The organism is Streptomyces sp. 147326 (assembly GCF_045000215.1).
Lineage (GTDB): Bacteria > Actinomycetota > Actinomycetes > Streptomycetales > Streptomycetaceae > Streptomyces.
This window is the reverse complement of record NZ_CP134201.1, coordinates 3,501,180-3,518,167: the sequence shown is the minus strand read 5'-3', so window position 1 is coordinate 3,518,167 and position 16,988 is coordinate 3,501,180. Positions and strand designations below refer to the sequence as shown.

General features: G+C 71.1%; 20 protein-coding genes. 7 read left to right on the top strand and 13 right to left on the bottom strand.

The window, feature by feature from the left end:
- Position 1: 1 nt before the first annotated feature.
- From RIU97_RS15475 to RIU97_RS15465, 3 genes are all read right to left on the bottom strand, one after another.
- Positions 2-427: a MarR family winged helix-turn-helix transcriptional regulator gene (locus RIU97_RS15475; RefSeq protein ID WP_404957186.1), complete on the bottom strand. Its 426-nt coding sequence runs from the start codon at positions 425-427 to the stop codon at positions 2-4.
- A gap of 5 nt (positions 428-432) precedes the next feature.
- Complete coding sequence (locus RIU97_RS15470; protein ID WP_404957184.1) at positions 433-852, bottom strand: SRPBCC family protein; 420 nt, start codon at positions 850-852, stop codon at positions 433-435.
- A 248-nt stretch (positions 853-1,100) separates the two neighbouring features.
- On the bottom strand, positions 1,101-1,796 hold the full coding sequence (locus RIU97_RS15465) for a SigE family RNA polymerase sigma factor (protein WP_404957182.1): 696 nt from the start codon (positions 1,794-1,796) through the stop codon (positions 1,101-1,103).
- Positions 1,797-1,973: 177 nt separating this feature from the next.
- Between RIU97_RS15465 and afsQ1 the strand changes: the two genes are divergently transcribed.
- The 3 genes from afsQ1 to RIU97_RS15450 are packed head-to-tail and all read left to right on the top strand — an operon-like array spanning position 1,974 to position 4,778.
- Entirely contained in the window at positions 1,974-2,651 is a 678-nt protein-coding gene (gene afsQ1, locus RIU97_RS15460; RefSeq protein ID WP_063754818.1) for a two-component system response regulator AfsQ1, read from the top strand.
- On the top strand, positions 2,648-4,135 hold the full coding sequence (locus RIU97_RS15455; RefSeq protein WP_404957180.1) for an ATP-binding protein: 1,488 nt from the start codon (positions 2,648-2,650) through the stop codon (positions 4,133-4,135). Before afsQ1 ends, RIU97_RS15455 begins: the two co-directional genes overlap by 4 nt.
- Entirely contained in the window at positions 4,128-4,778 is a 651-nt protein-coding gene (locus RIU97_RS15450; protein ID WP_404962845.1) for a hypothetical protein, read from the top strand. The genes RIU97_RS15455 and RIU97_RS15450 overlap by 8 nt, the downstream gene beginning before the upstream one ends.
- 177 nt (positions 4,779-4,955) lie before the next feature.
- Here the strand turns inward: RIU97_RS15450 and RIU97_RS15445 are convergent, their stop codons facing one another.
- The 3 genes from RIU97_RS15445 to RIU97_RS15435 all read right to left on the bottom strand — a co-directional run bounded on the left by RIU97_RS15445 (position 4,956) and on the right by RIU97_RS15435 (position 8,093).
- Entirely contained in the window at positions 4,956-6,602 is a 1,647-nt protein-coding gene (locus tag RIU97_RS15445; protein ID WP_404957178.1) for a phospho-sugar mutase, read from the bottom strand.
- 34 nt (positions 6,603-6,636) lie between these two features.
- Complete coding sequence (locus RIU97_RS15440; protein ID WP_404957176.1) at positions 6,637-7,443, bottom strand: purine-nucleoside phosphorylase; 807 nt, start codon at positions 7,441-7,443, stop codon at positions 6,637-6,639.
- Positions 7,444-7,655: 212 nt separating this feature from the next.
- Complete coding sequence (locus RIU97_RS15435) at positions 7,656-8,093, bottom strand: gamma-glutamylcyclotransferase (RefSeq protein WP_356845208.1); 438 nt, start codon at positions 8,091-8,093, stop codon at positions 7,656-7,658.
- A gap of 184 nt (positions 8,094-8,277) precedes the next feature.
- Here RIU97_RS15435 and RIU97_RS15430 point away from each other — a divergent pair, with 184 nt between their 5' ends.
- Positions 8,278-9,717, top strand: a complete 1,440-nt coding sequence (locus RIU97_RS15430; RefSeq protein WP_404957174.1) for an NAD(P)H-quinone dehydrogenase — start codon at positions 8,278-8,280, stop codon at positions 9,715-9,717.
- Positions 9,718-9,892: 175 nt separating this feature from the next.
- Complete coding sequence (locus tag RIU97_RS15425) at positions 9,893-10,843, top strand: DeoR/GlpR family DNA-binding transcription regulator (protein WP_404957171.1); 951 nt, start codon at positions 9,893-9,895, stop codon at positions 10,841-10,843.
- Positions 10,844-10,957: 114 nt separating this feature from the next.
- Here RIU97_RS15425 and RIU97_RS15420 read toward each other — a convergent pair whose 3' ends face one another.
- From RIU97_RS15420 to RIU97_RS15410, 3 genes are read right to left on the bottom strand one after another with little or no spacing between them, the layout of a single operon-like run.
- A complete protein-coding gene (locus RIU97_RS15420) occupies positions 10,958-11,317 on the bottom strand; it encodes a hypothetical protein (RefSeq protein WP_404957169.1) in 360 nt (119 codons plus the stop codon).
- Positions 11,318-11,321: 4 nt separating this feature from the next.
- On the bottom strand, positions 11,322-11,555 hold the full coding sequence (locus tag RIU97_RS15415; RefSeq protein ID WP_404957167.1) for a hypothetical protein: 234 nt from the start codon (positions 11,553-11,555) through the stop codon (positions 11,322-11,324).
- Positions 11,556-12,569, bottom strand: a complete 1,014-nt coding sequence (locus RIU97_RS15410) for a polymorphic toxin-type HINT domain-containing protein (protein ID WP_404957165.1) — start codon at positions 12,567-12,569, stop codon at positions 11,556-11,558.
- 341 nt (positions 12,570-12,910) lie between these two features.
- Between RIU97_RS15410 and RIU97_RS15405 the strand changes: the two genes are divergently transcribed.
- Positions 12,911-13,033, top strand: a complete 123-nt coding sequence (locus tag RIU97_RS15405) for a hypothetical protein (protein WP_404957163.1) — start codon at positions 12,911-12,913, stop codon at positions 13,031-13,033.
- A gap of 80 nt (positions 13,034-13,113) precedes the next feature.
- On the opposite strand, the gene RIU97_RS15400 is transcribed toward RIU97_RS15405, so the two are convergent.
- Positions 13,114-14,877 carry an acetyl/propionyl/methylcrotonyl-CoA carboxylase subunit alpha gene (locus RIU97_RS15400; RefSeq protein ID WP_404957161.1) on the bottom strand — a complete coding sequence of 588 codons (1,764 nt, stop codon included), beginning with the start codon at positions 14,875-14,877 and terminating at the stop codon, positions 13,114-13,116.
- Positions 14,878-15,414: 537 nt separating this feature from the next.
- Here RIU97_RS15400 and RIU97_RS15395 point away from each other — a divergent pair.
- Positions 15,415-15,894: a hypothetical protein gene (locus tag RIU97_RS15395; RefSeq protein ID WP_404957159.1), complete on the top strand. Its 480-nt coding sequence runs from the start codon at positions 15,415-15,417 to the stop codon at positions 15,892-15,894.
- Here RIU97_RS15395 and RIU97_RS15390 read toward each other — a convergent pair.
- The 3 genes from RIU97_RS15390 to RIU97_RS15380 all read right to left on the bottom strand — a co-directional run bounded on the left by RIU97_RS15390 (position 15,875) and on the right by RIU97_RS15380 (position 16,973).
- Positions 15,875-16,504 carry a Maf family protein gene (locus tag RIU97_RS15390; RefSeq protein WP_404957157.1) on the bottom strand — a complete coding sequence of 210 codons (630 nt, stop codon included), beginning with the start codon at positions 16,502-16,504 and terminating at the stop codon, positions 15,875-15,877. The genes RIU97_RS15395 and RIU97_RS15390 overlap by 20 nt on opposite strands.
- Positions 16,505-16,547: 43 nt before the next feature.
- Positions 16,548-16,682, bottom strand: coding sequence for a morphogenic membrane protein MmpB (gene mmpB / locus RIU97_RS15385; RefSeq protein ID WP_319725117.1), 135 nt, complete (start codon positions 16,680-16,682; stop codon positions 16,548-16,550).
- Positions 16,683-16,763: 81 nt separating this feature from the next.
- Positions 16,764-16,973 (bottom strand): acyl-CoA carboxylase epsilon subunit, encoded by a 210-nt coding sequence (locus RIU97_RS15380; protein ID WP_404957155.1) that lies wholly within the window; start codon positions 16,971-16,973, stop codon positions 16,764-16,766.
- Between the last annotated feature and the right edge of the window lie 15 nt (positions 16,974-16,988).

Genomic DNA, 16,988 nt, shown 5'->3' with positions numbered 1-16,988 from the left:
GCTACTCCCCGCCTTCCGCGGCCAGGCGGCCGAGCAGGGCCACCGCCTCCTCGACCGGGACCGGCCCGAAGAACCGCGCGTCGACCTCCTCGACGGCCGCGATCGCGCGCGGGGCCAGCTCGGCGCCGAGGCCGGTGACGCGCAGCCGCTTGGCACGCGTGTCGGCCGGGTCCACCTCGCGTTCGATCAGGCCCTTCTTCTCCAGGGTGCGCAGCACCTGGGAGGTCATCTTCACGTCCGTGCCCGCCTGGCGGGCGACGGCCAGCTGGTTGGGCCGCTCGCCCTGGCCGTTCAGCCACCAGGTGCAGGCGAGCAGGACGAACTGCACGTGGGTCAGGTCGAGCGGGGTCAGGGCCGTGGCGATGTCGCGCTGCCAGCGCAGCGTGACGTGCCAGAGCAGGAACCCGGGGCTCTCGCCGGGCTTCAAGGCGCTCAGCCCCGCGCCGCGAGGCGTACGAGCGCGGCCATCGTCTCGGGCCAGTCCGCGGTGATGCCGGGACCGATCCCCGGCCCGGCCTCGGCGGCGCCCTCGCCGGTGATCTCCATCCGGTACACCACCCGGGTGCGCCCCTGTCCGAGCGGGACGAGCCGGTGCGTGGTGCGCAGGACGAGCGGCCCGAACCGGGCCTCGTCGGTGAAGTGCTCCCCCTCGCCGAGGTCGGTGACCGTCAGCTCCACCGGCTCCTCGCCGGGCGGGGTCATCGTGATCGCGGCGCCCTCGGCGAACGGGCCGCGGAGCTCGATCTTCTCGATCTCGCCGTTCCAGGCGCCCCAGTTCTCCACGTCGCTCCAGAGCCGCCAGATCGCCTCGGGTGCGGCGTCGGTCTCGATGTCGTGCTCGTACTCCCACATGACGGTCTCCTCGGTCCGGAATGTCTACGAGCAGATTATCTGTGCGCAGACTATCTGTCCAGAAGGTGGCCGTCGCATGCGCCGCGCCGGCGAGGGGCCCGGCTCCGGCGCGCACCGCCCCGCCCCGCACATGCGAAAAGGCGGGATCAGGCGGACCCCCCGGCCGCTTGATCCCGCCTCTTCCCCCCGCGGCCCCCGTCCCACCCCCGCGGGACGGGCCCCCCGGCCCGATGGTCTTGTGTGCCGCGTTACGCGACGAGATCCTCGAAGGACTCCGCCTCGTCACGGCCGAAGCTCAGCGCCTCGTCCTCCCGCAGGCGGCGCAGCGAGCGCCAGATGCTCGACTTCACCGTGCCGACGCTGATCCCGAGGATCTCCGCGATCTCCGGGTCCGTGCGGCCCTCGTAGTAGCGCAGCACCAGCATCGTGCGCTGCGGCTCCGGGATCCGGGTCAGCGCCTGCCACAGCACCGTGCGCAGCTCCGTACCGCGCATCGCGTCCGTGTCGGAGGCCGTCTCCGGCAGCTCCTCCGTCGGGTACTCGTTCAGCTTCCGCCGGCGCCACGCGCTGATGTGCAGGTTGGTCATGGTGCGGCGCAGGTAGCCGCCGACGGCCGCCTTGTCGCTGATCCGGTCCCAGGCGCGGTACGTGGAGAACAGCGCGCTCTGCAGCAGGTCCTCGGCCTCGTAGCGGTCGCCGGTGAGGTGGAAGGCCGTCGCGTACAGCGCGGCCCGCCGTTCCTGGACGTACGCCGTGAACTCGGCCTCCGAGGTGGAGGAGGGCGTCTGCTGGGCGGGAACCGCCTGGTACTGGTTTGCGTCAATGGCTACGACGTGGGCCGGCCGGGGACGGGCGACCGCCACCGTACGGACACCCGCCCGGCGGTTCACATCGTGCAGCCGCGTGACAACCGCGCTGGTGTTGGTGCTGTGCAGCGTGTTCATCTCGCGCCCCCCGTCGTGGAGTGTCTCTGCTTCGGTCCGTTGTGCGTTGATAGAAGACTGGCCCGCCGACTTAACCGGGGTGTCCGTCGACTGTCACAGCACTGTCACAGCGGCCTCCGCAGGATCACCTCGCTCCGACGGTCGAACTCCCGACTGTCGATGGGACAGAATGAGCCCGTGCCCTTCCTGTTGCTGATCGAGGACGACGACGCCATCCGCACGGCCCTCGAACTCTCCCTGTCTCGCCAGGGCCACCGTGTGGCCACTGCGGCGACGGGCGAGGACGGCCTGAAACTGCTGCGCGAGCAGCGGCCGGATCTGATCGTGCTGGACGTAATGCTGCCCGGGATCGACGGTTTCGAGGTGTGCCGTCGCATCCGGCGCACCGACCAGCTGCCGATCATCCTGCTCACCGCGCGCAGCGATGACATCGACGTGGTCGTCGGCCTGGAGTCCGGCGCCGACGACTACGTGGTCAAGCCCGTCCAGGGCCGGGTGCTCGACGCCCGCATCCGGGCGGTCCTGCGCCGAGGCGAGCGCGAGTCGAGCGACTCGGCGAGCTTCGGCTCCCTCGTCATCGACCGGGCCGCCATGACGGTCACCAAGAACGGCGAGGACCTCCAGCTCACCCCGACCGAGCTGCGGCTGCTGCTCGAACTGAGCCGCAGGCCCGGGCAGGCGCTGTCCCGCCAGCAGTTGCTGCGGCTGGTCTGGGAGCACGACTACCTCGGCGACTCGCGGCTCGTCGACGCCTGCGTCCAGCGACTGCGCGCCAAGGTCGAGGACGTGCCGTCCTCCCCCACCCTGATCCGTACGGTCCGCGGCGTCGGCTACCGCCTGGACTCCCCGCAGTGATCCGCGCGTTGCTCGCGGGCCGGCGCTGGACCAGCCTGCGGCTGCGGCTCCTCATCGTCTTCGCCCTGGTCGCCCTGACGGCCGCGGTCTCCGCGTCCGGGATCGCGTACTGGCTCAACCGGGAGGCCGTGCTCACCCGCGTCCAGGACGCCGCCCTCGGCGACTTCCGGCAGGAGATGCAGAACCGTGCCGCGGCCCTGCCCGCCGACCCGACGCCGGAGGAGATGCAGCGCACCGCCGAGCTGATGGCGGGCAGCAGCCCCGGCTACAGCGTGCTGCTCGTGCACGAGCGCAAGGACCGCCGTCAGGTGTTCGGTGCGGCCGGTCCCGACTCCTTCGGCCTGCAGGACGTACCGAAGTCCCTCCAGAACGCCGTGAACGACGAGCAGAAGACGACCGCGGCGAACGACGCCGAGTACCACATGTACTGGCAGCGGACGAAGCCGAACGGCAACCCGTACCTGGTCGGCGGCACCCGGATCGTGGGCGGCGGGCCGACCGGCTACATGTACAAGTCGCTCGCCCAGGAGCGGGACGACCTGAACGCGCTCGCCTGGTCGCTGACGATCGCCACCGGTCTGGCGCTGCTCGGCTCCGCACTGCTGGCGCAGGCGGCGGCCCGTACGGTGCTCAAGCCCGTGCAGCGACTGGGAGACGCGGCCCGGCGGCTCGGCGAGGGCGAGCTGGACCACCGCCTCGACGTGTCGGGTACGGACGAACTCGCCGACCTGTCGCACACCTTCAACAAGACGGCCGAGGCGCTGGAGAAGAAGGTCGCCGACATGAGCGCGCGGGAGGAGTCCAGCCGGCGCTTCGTCGCGGACATGTCCCACGAACTGCGCACGCCGCTGACCGCGTTGACGGCGGTGGCGGAGGTGCTGGAGGAAGAGGTCGACGACCTCGATCCGATGATCGCACCGGCGGTGGCGCTGGTCGTCAGCGAGACGCGGCGGCTGAACGACCTCGTGGAGAACCTCATGGAGGTCACCCGCTTCGACGCCGGAACGGCCCGCCTGGTGCTGGACGACGTGAACGTCGCCGACCAGGTCACGGCCTGCATCGACGCCCGGGCCTGGCTCGACGCGGTCGAACTCGACGCCGAACGGGACATCGTGGCCCGGCTCGACCCGCGCCGCCTCGACGTCATCCTGGCCAACCTGATCGGCAACGCGCTCAAGCACGGCGGCTCGCCGGTGCGGGTGTCGGTGACCGTGGACGGGGAGTGGCTGGTGATCGCGGTCCGCGACAACGGTCCGGGCATCCCCGAGGAGGTCCTGCCGCACGTCTTCGACCGGTTCTACAAGGCGAGCGCGTCGCGGCCGAAGTCGGACGGGAGCGGGCTGGGCCTGTCGATCGCCGTGGAGAACGCACACATCCACGGCGGCGACATCACCGCCGCCAACGCGGCGGGGGGCGGAGCGCTGTTCACCCTGCGGCTGCCGGTGGACGTGGGGAAGGTGATCGCGGGTGACCGGGATGCGTAGGGCTCTGCCGGTGGTGCCGGCCGTGGTGGTCCCGCTGGTGGCGGTCGCCCTGCTCGCGACGTCGGGCTGCGGGATCAGGGCGACGACCGTGCCGGTGGACGTGGGGCCGGCCCCGTCACGGGTGTCGTGCGACACCCCGGCGGCGCCCGCCGGGCAGAGCGGGGTGCAGGGCTTCCGGGCCACGATCGAACTGGTCTGCGGATCGCAGCTGGTGGGCGTGGACCGAGTGGTTCCGGTGCCCGAGAAGATGCCCGTACGGGAGCCAGTGGGCCTCGTCGCGCAGGCACTGCTGGAGGCGCTGGAGCAGACTCCGAGCGGGGACGAGCGGGACGCCGGCTTCACGACCGGGGTGCCGGCCGGGCTGTCGGTGTCCGCGCCGCGGGCGGGGGATCCGGCGGGCACGGTGCGGTTGAGCCGTAAGCCGGAGGATCTGCCGCCGGTGGCCCTGTCGCAGGTCGTGTGCACGCTGGCGGGCAACGAAGCGGTGTCGGCGGGGCCGGGGCCGGTGGTTCTGGGCGGGCCGGACGAGGATCCGCCGCGGGCGTGGGAGTGCACGGAGGCGGTGCGGTCGCGTCCGGAGTCGGTGCCGACCCTGGGCGAAATCGTCCGCCCGTCCTCCTCCCCGAAGGCCACCCCCCGCTGACCCCCGGGGCCCGGCCCCGCGGGTCCGGGCAGAGCCCTGGGGGCACCTCCCAGCGGTAGCTGGGGGAGAAACGGTGAAAAAGGCGGGGCGGGGGAGAGCCCCGGAGGGACCCCCGGAAACGGCGACGGCCCCCCGGGCCGGACGGGGCTCGGGGGGCCGTCGGACTGCTGGGGCGGGCTAAATGCCCGCCGCCGCTGCCAGGTCCTTCTTGATCGCGTCCAGGATCTCCTGGCCACGGGTGCGGGCCGAGGTGAGGTCGGAGGCCTCGGCGACCGGGACCACCACCTCCAGGTAGCACTTCAGCTTCGGCTCCGTGCCCGACGGCCGGACGATCACCCGGGCCTTGTAGTCGCCCTCCAGGTAGTAGCGCAGGCCGTCCGTGGGCGGGAGGGTCTCCGTGCCCTTGGTCAGGTCCTCCGCCGAGACGACCCGCAGCCCCGCCAGGGACACCGGCGGCTCCGCCCGCAGCGCGGCCATCGCCGAGGCGATGATCGACAGGTCCGAGACGCGGACCGACAGCTGGTCGGTGGCGTGCAGCCCGTGGGCCATCGCCAGGTCGTCCAGCAGGTCGGTCAGGGTGCGGCCCTGCTCCTTGAGCTCCGAGGCCAGCTCCGCCACCAGCAGCGCGGCGGTGACGCCGTCCTTGTCGCGGACGCCCTCGGGGTCCACGCAGTAGCCGAGCGCCTCCTCGTAGCCGTAGCGCAGGCCCTCGACGCGGGCGATCCACTTGAAGCCGGTGAGGGTCTCCTCGTAGCCGACGCCCGCCGCCTCCGCGATCCGGCCCAGGAGGGAGGAGGAGACGATCGACTCGGCGAAGACACCGCGCGCGCCCTTGTGCACCAGGTGCTCCGCCAGCAGCGCGCCGACCTCGTCGCCGCGCAGCATCCGCCAGCCGTCCGCGGTCGGCACGGCCACCGCGCAGCGGTCCGCGTCCGGGTCGTTGGCGATCACGATGTCGGGGTTGACCTCGGCGGCCTTCGCGAAGGCCAGGTCCATCGCGCCCGGCTCCTCCGGGTTGGGGAAGGCCACCGTCGGGAAGGCCGGGTCCGGCTCGGCCTGCTCGGCCACCAGTACCGGGGCCGGGAAGCCGGCCCGGGCGAAGGCCGCCATGACGACGTCCTTGCCGACGCCGTGCATGGCCGTGTAGACGGTCCGCACGCCCCGGGCGGACCCGGGGGTCAGGACGGCGTCCGTGCGGGCCAGGTAGGCCTCCAGGGCCCCGTCGCCGAGCTCCTCCCAGCCGGACTCCGGGCGGGGCACCGAGGCGAGGGTGCCGACGCGGGCGATCTCCGCCGCGATCTCCACGTCCGCCGGGGAGACGATCTGCGAGCCGTCGCCGAGGTAGACCTTGTAGCCGTTGTCCCGGGGAGGGTTGTGGCTCGCGGTCACCTCGACGCCGGCGACGGCCCCCAGGTGCCTTATGGCGTACGCGAGGACGGGCGTCGGCAGCGGGCGGGGCAGGACGGCGGCGCGCAGCCCGGCACCGGTCATGACGGCCGCGGTGTCGCGGGCGAAGTCCGCCGACTTGTAGCGGGCGTCGTAGCCGACGACGACCAGGCCGCCGGCGTGGCCCTGGGCCTTCAGGTAGGCCGCGAGGCCCGCCGCGGCCCGGATGACCACGCTGCGGTTCATCCGCATCGGGCCCGCGCCGATCTCACCGCGCAGTCCGGCGGTGCCGAACTGGAGGGTGCCGGCGAAGCGGTCCGCGAGCTCCGCGGTGTCGCCCGCGTCGATGAGCGCCGCGAGCTCGGCCGCCGTCTCCGGGTCCGGGTCCTCCGCCAGCCAGGCCTGGGCCCGGGTGATCAGGTCGTCCTGTTCCTGCACTACTTCCGCCTTACCTCTCGTACGGTCCCGTGCCTCAGATGCGGGCGAGGACCTGGGTCAGCAGCTTGCCCATGCGCGCGGCCGAGTCACGGCCGGCCTGGAGGACCTCTTCGTGGTTCAGCGGCTCGCCGGAGATGCCCGCCGCCAGGTTGGTGACCAGGGAGATGCCGAGCACCTCGGCGCCGGCCTCACGGGCGGCGATGGCCTCCAGCACGGTGGACATGCCGACGAGGTCGGCGCCCATGACGCGGATCATGTTGATCTCGGCCGGGGTCTCGTAGTGCGGGCCGGGGAACTGTACGTACACGCCCTCTTCGAGGGTCTCGTCGATCTCCTGGCACATCGCGCGCAGGCGCGGCGAGTACAGGTTGGTGAGGTCGACGAAGTTCGCGCCGATGATCGGCGAGGTGGCCGTCATGTTGATGTGGTCGCTGATCAGGACGGGCTGGCCGGGCTGCATGCCCGCGCGCAGACCGCCGCAGCCGTTGGTCAGCACGACGGTCTTGCAGCCGGCGGCGACGGCGGTGCGCACGCCGTGGGCGACGGCGGCGACGCCGCGGCCCTCGTAGTAGTGGGTCCGGCCGAGGAAGACCAGGGCGCGCTTGTCGCCGATCTTGTACGAGCGGACCTTGCCGCCGTGGCCCTCGACGGCGGCGGGCGGGAATCCGGGCAGCTCGGTGACGAGGAACTCGGCCTCGGGGGCGCCCAGGGCCTCGGCGGCCGGGGCCCAGCCGGAGCCCATGACGAGGGCGACATCGTGGGTCTCGGCGCCGGTGAGCTCACGCAGACGCGCGGCGGCGGCGTCGGCGGCAGCGGTGGGATCGGTAACAGTTGCGTTCACGCAGACGAGCGTAGCCGCTCCTGGCCTACGCGCGTAGATGGCACAGCTCACGGTGTTCGGATCGTTGCCTTGTCGTTTCCGCCGAATCGTCCCCGGCGGGGGCGGCGGGGGCCTGCGGGCCGGGTGCGGCGCCGCCGCCGGGGCTCCGGCCGGAGCCCGCGCCTCGGAGGAGCGGGGGCGGTGCCGGGCCGGCCGAGCGGCCCCGCAGGGGGTCAGCAGGGGCGCTTGCGGAGTTCCATCACGTAGTCGTGCGGGGCGCCCGCGGACTCGGCGGCGTCGGCGATCTCGCCCAGGTAGCGGGCCGAGGGCAGGCCGCCCTCGTAGCCGTTGAGCACGTAGCACCAGGCGGCCTCTTCGCCGTCCAGGGTGTGCACCCGGATCCGCATGCGGCGGTAGATGTCGAGCCCGACGCCCTCCCAGCGGTCCATCGAGTCCTCGTCCAGCGGCGCGATGTCGTACAGGGCGACGAAGACCTGGTGGCGCGGGGCCTCGACGACCGTGGCGAGGGCGCCCTCCCAGCCCATCTGCTCGCCGCCGAAGGTCAGCCGCCAGTCGTTGATCCAGCCCGTTCCGCGCAGCGGCGAATGGGGAGCGCGGCGCGTCATCAGCCGCGGGTCGAGGTTGCCGGCGTACGCGGCGTAGAGCGACATGACGTCGAGGGTACGGGAGGGGTGGCCGTGACCGCGTGCCCGGATGGCGCACGGATGACGGGACCGGGCGCGAAGCACCTCGAACCGTGCGGGACAATGGGGCACGGAATGCATCCCCCGGGGAGACCCCCCGGAACACCGGCCGGGGCGGCAGCCGGCCGGGTAGACGTGAGGCGGACTTTTCGTGACCCGGATCGTGATCATCGGCGGCGGACCCGGCGGGTATGAGGCTGCGCTGGTAGGGGCCCAGCTCGGCGCGGAGGTGACCGTCGTGGACTGCGACGGCCTGGGCGGGGCCTCGGTCCTGACCGACTGCGTACCCTCCAAGACTCTGATCGCGACCGCCGAGGTGATGACCACCTTCGATTCGTCGTACGAAGAGCTCGGCATCGTCGTCGCGGACGACACCCCGCACATCGAGCAGGCCGCGCGCGTCGTCGGCGTGGACCTCGGCAAGGTGAACCGGCGCGTCAAGCGCCTCGCGCTCGCCCAGTCGCACGACATCACCGCCTCCGTCACCCGGGCCGGCGCCCGCGTGGTGCGCGGCCGCGGCAAGCTCGGCGGGCCGCAGGGCATCGACGGCACCCGGGACGTCATCGTCACCGCGGCCGACGGCTCGGAGACGATCCTGACGGCGGACGCCGTGCTGATCGCCACCGGCGGCACCCCGCGCGAGATCCCGGACGCCATGCCCGACGGCGAGCGGATCCTGAACTGGACCCAGGTCTACGACCTCGACGAGCTCCCGGAGGAGCTCATCGTGGTCGGCTCCGGTGTGACCGGCGCCGAGTTCGCCGGCGCCTACCAGGCCCTCGGCTCCCGGGTGACCCTGGTGTCCTCCCGCGACCGCGTGCTGCCGGGCGAGGACCCGGACGCCGCCGCCGTCCTGGAGGACGTCTTCCGGCGCCGCGGCATGAACGTGGTCGGCCGCTCGCGCGCCGAGTCCGCCAAGCGGGTCGGCGACCGGGTCGAGGTCACCCTCTCCGACGGCCGCGTCCTGACCGGTACGCACTGCCTGATGGCGGTCGGCGCGATCCCCAACACCCAGAACATGAACCTGGAGGAGTCCGGGGTCCGGCTCAAGGACTCGGGGCACATCTGGACCGACAAGGTGTCGCGCACCTCCGCGCCCGGCGTGTACGCGGCGGGCGACGTCACCGGGATCTTCGCGCTCGCGTCGGTCGCGGCGATGCAGGGCCGCATCGCGATGTACCACTTCCTCGGTGACGCGGTGGCCCCGCTGAACCTCAAGACGGTGTCCTCGAACGTCTTCACCGACCCCGAGATCGCGACCGTCGGCTACACCCAGGCGGACGTGGACGCCGGCAAGATCGACGCCCGCGTGGTGAAGCTCCCGCTGCTGCGCAACCCGCGCGCCAAGATGCAGGGGATCCGGGACGGCTTCGTGAAGATGTTCTGCCGTCCGGGCACCGGCATCGTCGTCGGCGGCGTGGTCGTCTCCCCGCGCGCGAGCGAGCTCATCCACCCCATCTCGATCGCCGTCGACAACAACCTGACGGTGGAGCAGATCGCAAACGCGTTCACCGTGTACCCCTCGCTGTCGGGCTCGATCGCCGAGGTGGCGCGCCAGCTGCACACCCGGAAGACCGCCGGGGAGGCGTAACCGTCCCCAACCGCCCCACGCCTCAAGGGCGTTGGGGCGGCGCGCCGCCGCGTGGCCGGACGTTCACCCAGACCTCGGGCCGCGTATACCACTAGTCGCCCTGCCATATGGACAACTTCGGTATTCCGGCGCAAAGAGCTGAAAGCAGACGGTCGTTGGGGTTACTGTCAGTTTCGTGTTCGCTGCAGAACGTCGCCAATTGATCCTCGAAATGGTGCGGGCCAACGGAGCGGTATCGCTCCGGGAGCTCGCCCGCGTCGTCCAGACCTCCGAAGTGACCGTACGGCGGGACGTGCGGGCACTGGAGGCAGAAGGACTCCTCGACCGCCGGCACGGCGGTGCGGTCTTGCCGGGCGGTTTCACGCGGGAGTCCGGCTTTCCGCAAAAGTCCCATCTCGCGACGGCGGAGAAGACCGCCATCGCCGATGTCGCGGCCTCCCTCGTGGAAGAGGGCGAGGCCGTCGTCGTAGGCGCGGGCACCACGACGCAGGAGCTGGCCCGCCGGCTCGCCCGCGTGCCCGGACTGACCGTCGTCACCAACTCGCTGCTCGTCGCCCAGGCGCTGGCGCATGCCAACCGGGTGGAGGTGGTGATGACCGGGGGCACCCTGCGCGGGTCCAACTACGCCCTCGTCGGCAGCGGGGCCGAACAGTCCCTCCAGGGGCTCCGGGTCTCCCGCGCCTTCCTCTCGGGCAGCGGCCTGACGGCGGAACGCGGCCTGTCCACGTCCAACATGCTCAGCGCGAGCGTGGACCGGGCGCTGGTGCAGGCGGCGGCGGAGGTGGTCGTCCTCGCGGACCACACGAAGCTCGGTACGGACACCATGTTCCAGACCGTGCCGACGGACGTGATGACCCGCCTGGTCACGGACGAGCCCCCGCCGCACGACGACCGCGCGGCGACGGAGCTCCAGGCCCTGGCGGACCAGGGCGTCCAGATCACGGTGGCGGGCGCGGCGGCCTCCGGCGGCGGCATGGACGGCATGCAGGGCCGCCGCCCCCGCCGCGACTCCCCCCTCCCGGTCCAGCGCCGGGGCGGCCCGACGGCCCAACTCCGCAGCACGTCCCCCCTGTCGGACCCGGGCGAACGGGAACGCGCGAGGGTCGCGGACATGCGGCGGCGGTAGTCGTGGAGACGCGTTGCCCTGTGCTCCGGTGGTGGAGTTGATGGATGCGTGCAGCAAACGAGGGTCCCATCGGCGTGCGATGAAACCCTCGTTCTATGCTACGAATTATTCAGATCAGCCGATCTCAGGTGGCACCTCGCATTCCCCCGGAGTGCTCTTGTACGAGCGACTGTAATTGGCCAGCCAGTGATCCACATCACGGGCAAGGGATGGATGCCGTTCCTTCACGGAGTCGGCGAGTTCGACGAGGTCTTTCCAGGAATCCGCCATGAAGGCCTCGTCCAGCCCCATTGCCACGGCGCTCAGGAATTCGTCGCCTGACGTCAGCCATTTCTTTCCGACTTGGAAGATGCGCCCCCCTTCTTGCGCGTCAAGAATCCACGAAAGTGAAAGGAGTTGCTCCGACAGGTAGCCCGGCGGAAGATTGGGTGCTCTATGTTCCGCCAGGTGATTCATTACGTCTTCGATGTCCAAGGAATCACTTCTTTCGGTAAATCCTGGTTTCGAATTTAGCGCCTGCCGGTATTTCTCCGCCGTCCGCGCGTTTCCATTTATTCGATCTTGCTGGAGTCGCCATCAGCATGCCACCGCTCTTCATGACGCGCGCGGTCTCTGCGGAGACGGCTTGGAAGCCGAACGGGTTGATGGCGTGCACGGTGCTGAAGCTGCCATCACGGAAGGGCATCGACTCGGCGCTCGCGATGACGTCCACTCAGGGGTTCGCCTTGATGTCCAGGTTGACAGCCCCTTCCATGGGGTTGTCTCCGGATCCCAGGTTCAGATCGCAATTGTGGACCAGAACCGCTGCCGCCCCAGCCAGCACGTAGTACGTGTGCTCACTGGCGACGGTGAGGTTGCGCACCTGCTTCTGCTGGGTCCAGCGCCTGACGTCGGTGACCTGCACCCACGTGCCTGCCGACGTCTGCAGCCACTGACCAGCCGTGAGGTCGGTGGCCTTCAGCCACCTGTCCAGGGCCGGGGCCCAGAACGGGTGGCCGTCGGTCGCGGTGAGCTTTTCAGAGGCGTCACCATTGTCGCCGTCGGTGTCGATCGTGATCTCGACAAGGTTCTTCTGTCCCTCACCGATGATCTGCGCGACCACCGGCTGAGAGGAGGTAGCACCGGATTCCGCGTTGGTGGCTACGACGCGGTCGCCCAGCTGGACTTCCTCAATGGGCTTGGACGAGCCGTCCGCCATCAGGACCTTTGTGCCGGGGACGAAGCTGTTGCAGCGGTCCTTCTGCGCGGAGCCGCCACTGTCGTCGTCCTTGGCTGCAGACTTCTTGGGGCCATCGGATTTCTTGGTTTCCGAGGACTTCGAAGCCTTTCCGTCGCCGTCGGCCTTCTTGGCCTTCGTCGCCGAGGACTTGCCCTGCTTCGCCGCCATGGCCTTGGCCTCGTCGGCCTTCTTGGCGGCTGCGGCTGCCGCCTCTTGGGCTGCTCTTCTCGCCGCTGCGGCTTCCTCCTCCAGTTTTCTCGCGCGTTCGGCGGCTTCCTCTATCTGTCGTTTCCACTCGGCCAGGTCCTCGGCGTACTTGGCCATCGACTGTTGGTACTGCTCGACCCGGCGGAGGAAGTCGTGTGCCAGAGCGAGTTTTCTGTGACCAGCTGTTGAACGCTTCGCGGGAGGAGCGATCGACCGGCCACTTGGACCGCTGAAGGCCGCCGGCGAGTTGTTGGCGTAGGCGTACGGGTTCTGCTGCTTGGGCTCGTTGTAGTCGACCACGGGGTCGACCGAACAGGAACCGGCCTGTTGCCGGATCGTACTCGCGAGCGCCCAGGTGCACCGTGCCTATCGACTCGTCCAGTTCACCGCCGATGAAGCCCTTCTTGCCGGGCCACACGGTTGGAGCGGTGCCTCGGACTTCCCCGTACGGGGTGAACTTCCGACGAGTGACCGCCGAGGCTTTCGTGTCGACCGCGGTGGCGGCAGAGCCGTTCTTGTCACCCATCAGGTACGACGTGGTGACCACGCCGTCCTTCGCGGTCTTGGCCATCGTCGGACCGGCGGGGTGGGCGTAGTAGCGCGTGCCCTCCAGCTTGCCGACATCGTCGTACTTGTACGTCGTGTCGTTGATCGCGCTCAACTTCGCCACCGGCGCCAGCACGGCCTACACGTTCAAGTCCCGCACCGACGGAGGCTTCAACGCTCCTCTGAGGAGGTGGCAGGCGACGCCGGGCACCTGGTAGCGGCTCGCCCCGCACATGACAGCGGCCCCCAGGACCCGAACGGGTCCTGGGGGCCGCTTGCGTCGTGCGGGGTGCGGACGTCAGTCCTTGATCTCGCAGATCGCCGCGCCCGAGGTGACGGAGGCGCCGACCTCGGCCGTGAGGCCGACGATGGTGCCGGAGCGGTGCGCGTTGAGCGGCTGCTCCATCTTCATGGCCTCCAGTACGACGATCAGCTCGCCCTCGGTGACCTGCTGGCCCTCCTCGACCGCGACCTTGACGATCGTGCCCTGCATCGGGGAGGCGAGCGTGTCGCCGGAGGCGGCCGGGCCGGACTTCTTGGCCGCGCGGCGCTTCGGCTTGGCGCCGCCCGCGGCGGCCGTGCGGGCCAGGGTCATGCCCAGGGACGACGGCAGCGAGACCTCGAGGCGCTTGCCGCCGACCTCGACGACCACCGTCTCGCGGCCCGGCTCGTCCTCGGTGTCCTCCGCGGCCGGAGCCGTGAACGCCGGGATCTCGTTGACGAACTCGGTCTCGATCCACCGGGTGTAGACGGTGAAGGGGCTGCCGTCCGTGGGGGCGAACGCCGGGTCGACGACGACCGCACGGTGGAAGGGGATGGCGGTGGCCATGCCCTCGACCTCGAACTCGGCCAGGGCGCGCGCCGCGCGCTGGAGGGCCTGCTCGCGGGTGGCGCCGGTGACGATGAGCTTGGCCAGGAGCGAGTCCCAGGCCGGGCCGATCACGGAGCCGGACTCGACGCCCGCGTCCAGGCGGACACCGGGGCCGGTGGGGGCGTTGAACTTGGTGACCGTGCCGGGGGCCGGGAGGAAGCCGCGGCCCGGGTCCTCGCCGTTGATGCGGAACTCGATGGAGTGACCGCGCAGGACCGGGTCGCCGTAGCCGAGCGCCTCGCCGTCGGCGATGCGGAACATCTCGCGGACCAGGTCGATGCCGGCGACCTCTTCGGTGACCGGGTGCTCGACCTGCAGGCGGGTGTTGACCTCCAGGAAGGAGATCAGGCCGTCGGCGGAGACGAGGAACTCGACGGTGCCGGCGCCGACGTAGCCGGCTTCCTTCAGGATGGCCTTGGAGGCGGCGTACAGCTCCGCGTTCTGAGCCTCGGTCAGGAACGGCGCCGGGGCCTCCTCCACCAGCTTCTGGTGGCGGCGCTGCAGCGAGCAGTCACGGGTCGAGACGACGACCACGTTGCCGTGCGAGTCGGCCAGGCACTGGGTCTCGACGTGGCGCGGCTTGTCGAGGTAGCGCTCGACGAAGCACTCGCCGCGGCCGAAGGCGGCGACGGCCTCACGGACGGCGGAGTCGTAGAGCTCCGGCACCTCTTCGAGGGTGCGGGCGACCTTCAGACCGCGGCCGCCACCGCCGAAGGCGGCCTTGATGGCGATCGGCAGGCCGTGCTCCTTGGCGAAGGCGACGACCTCGTCGGCCCCGGAGACCGGGTCCGGCGTACCGGCGACCAGCGGGGCACCGGCGCGCTGGGCGATGTGACGGGCGGCCACCTTGTCGCCGAGGTCGCGGATGGCCTGCGGCGGCGGACCGATCCAGGTCAGGCCGGCGTCGATCACGGCCTGGGCGAAGTCGGCGTTCTCGGAGAGGAAGCCGTATCCGGGATGGATGGCGTCCGCACCGGAGTCGGCTGCGGCCTGGAGGACCTTGGAGAAGTCCAGGTAGCTGGCGGCCGGGGTGTCACCGCCCAACGCGAAAGCTTCGTCGGCCGCGCGGACGTGCAGAGCGTCCCGGTCCGGATCGGCGTAGACGGCTACGCTCGCGATCCCGGCGTCCCGGCAGGCCCGAGCAACGCGGACAGCGATTTCGCCACGGTTGGCGATGAGCACCTTGCGCACGATGGCTCCCTCCTTGAAACAAGCTGAGTTTAGGGACAGCCCACACGGCCTTTCGACCCTTTCCCGGTGGTGACCTTGCCCACACAGAGTGTGATGCGAGGCCCGAACCACCCGAGAACCCTTGTGGCGCCCCAGGTCAGGGGGATCCCCGACTGCACAGTAACCCCGTCATGTATCCAAGGTCTCTGTCCCCCCGGTCAGCGGCCCCGGGTGATTCTTTGTCGAGTCCCTACGAACGGCCCACATTTTCTTTGCCGGCGGAACCGGAGTTGTCCACTTGTTTACTGATTGGTAGACCCTGTGTCCCGCAGGACGAACCGGGACAACACCGTACCCACAGCGGTTCCCGTCCCCGCGGAGGAGCCGCGCTCCCGGCGGTGCGCCCCGGGCGGACGGCCCGGACGGCGAGCACCGGTGGCCCGGGGGCGCGTTGACGGCCCGTCGAACCCGGGTGGGCGGATGTCTTGCCCGCCGCTCTACCCGTTAGTAGCCTCCAGGCGTCGAACGGGCTTGTGACGCGTGGGGGGTGGGGACGTCGTGCTGCGAAGACTCGTGGCCGGACTGGCCGCGATCGTGCTTGTCGCGGAAGCGGCCGTGCTCGTGCTCGTCCACATCGTGCTGGGCCGGACCACGGCGAACCAGTCGATGTCCATCGCGGGCAGCGATCCGGACGTCATGGCCAAGGCGACCTACGCCATGGGGGCGGGCATGGGCGCCTTCCTCGTGCTGTGCGCCGTCCTCGCCGCCGTCGCCGCGCTCCGCGACCGCTCCCCGGGCCGCTTCGCCCGCATCGTGCTCATCTCCGCGGCCGTCACCCACGGGCTGCTCGGCGTCCTCGCCGTCGTCCTGATCGGCTGGGCCGCCTTCGCGGCGACGACGCTGATCCTGTGCCTCCTGGTCCTGACCCTGACGCTCTACGCCGCCCCGCGGGACGGCGGCGACGACGGCGGCGGCAACGGGAGCGCGCAGCCGCCGCAGCCGCCCGCGTTCGGGGAGCTCAAGCCCACAGGTCCGTGATGGACACGTCCAGTTCGCCCAGCAGGGAGCGCAGCAGCGGCAGCGACAGGCCGATCACGTTGCCGTGATCCCCGTCGATGCCGTCGATGAACGACGCCGACAGCCCGTCCAGGGTGAACGCCCCCGCCACGTGCAGCGGCTCGCCGCTCGCCACGTACGCCGCGACCTCGGCGTCCGTCGGCTCGCCGAACCGGACCGTCGTGGACGCCGTGGCCGAGACCTGGCGGCCGTCCGCCGTGTCGATCACGCAGTGCCCGGTGCGCAGTACGCCCGCCCGTCCGCGCATCGACTTCCAGCGCGCGGTGGCCTCCTCGGCGTCGGCGGGCTTGCCCAGCGCCTCGCCGTCCAGCTCCAGCACGGAGTCGCAGCCGATCACCAGGGCGCCCGCGGCCTCGTCCAGGCCCGCCACGACCGCCGCCTTCGCCTCGGCCAGCGCCAGGGCCAGCGCGGCGGGCTCGTCGTGGTTCAGGGTGTCCTCGTCGAAACCGCTGACGATGACGTGCGGGGCGAGCCCGGCCTGGCGCAGCAGGTTCAGCCGGGCGGGGGAGGCGGAGGCGAGGACGAGCTTGCGCGGGTTCGCGGGCTGGGGCGTGGCAGTCATGCCCGCCATCGTAGGCGCGCCGACGAGGCCCCGGAACACGCCCGGAGAGGGCCTAGAAGTGGCCCACGCCGAGGACGTAGACCACGACGAGCATGGCGAGGGCGAGCACCACGCTCAGCCGTCGGATCATCGCCTGCGCGTCGCGCATGTCCTTGGGCGGCTCGTTCTTCGGGTCGGACCAGAGCATGCTCCGATCCTGGCCCCGGGAACGGGTGCGGCGCCTGAGTACGGGTACTCAGGCGCCACCCTTCGTTCACATCATCTTCGGCTAACCCGGCCAGTACGTACGGCCCCACGCACGCGGCCCCGGCTGCGGCAGCCGCCGCCGTGCCACCCGGGCCGGCGTCGACCACTCGTCCGCGACCGGCGGGGCGCCCGACGGTGCCGAGGCCAGCACCACCGCGCGCGCTTGGACCACCGCCAGTGCGGCGGCCAGCTCCTCCGGGGTCGGATTGCCCTTGACGACCTTGATCACCACAGAGACCTCCTGGAG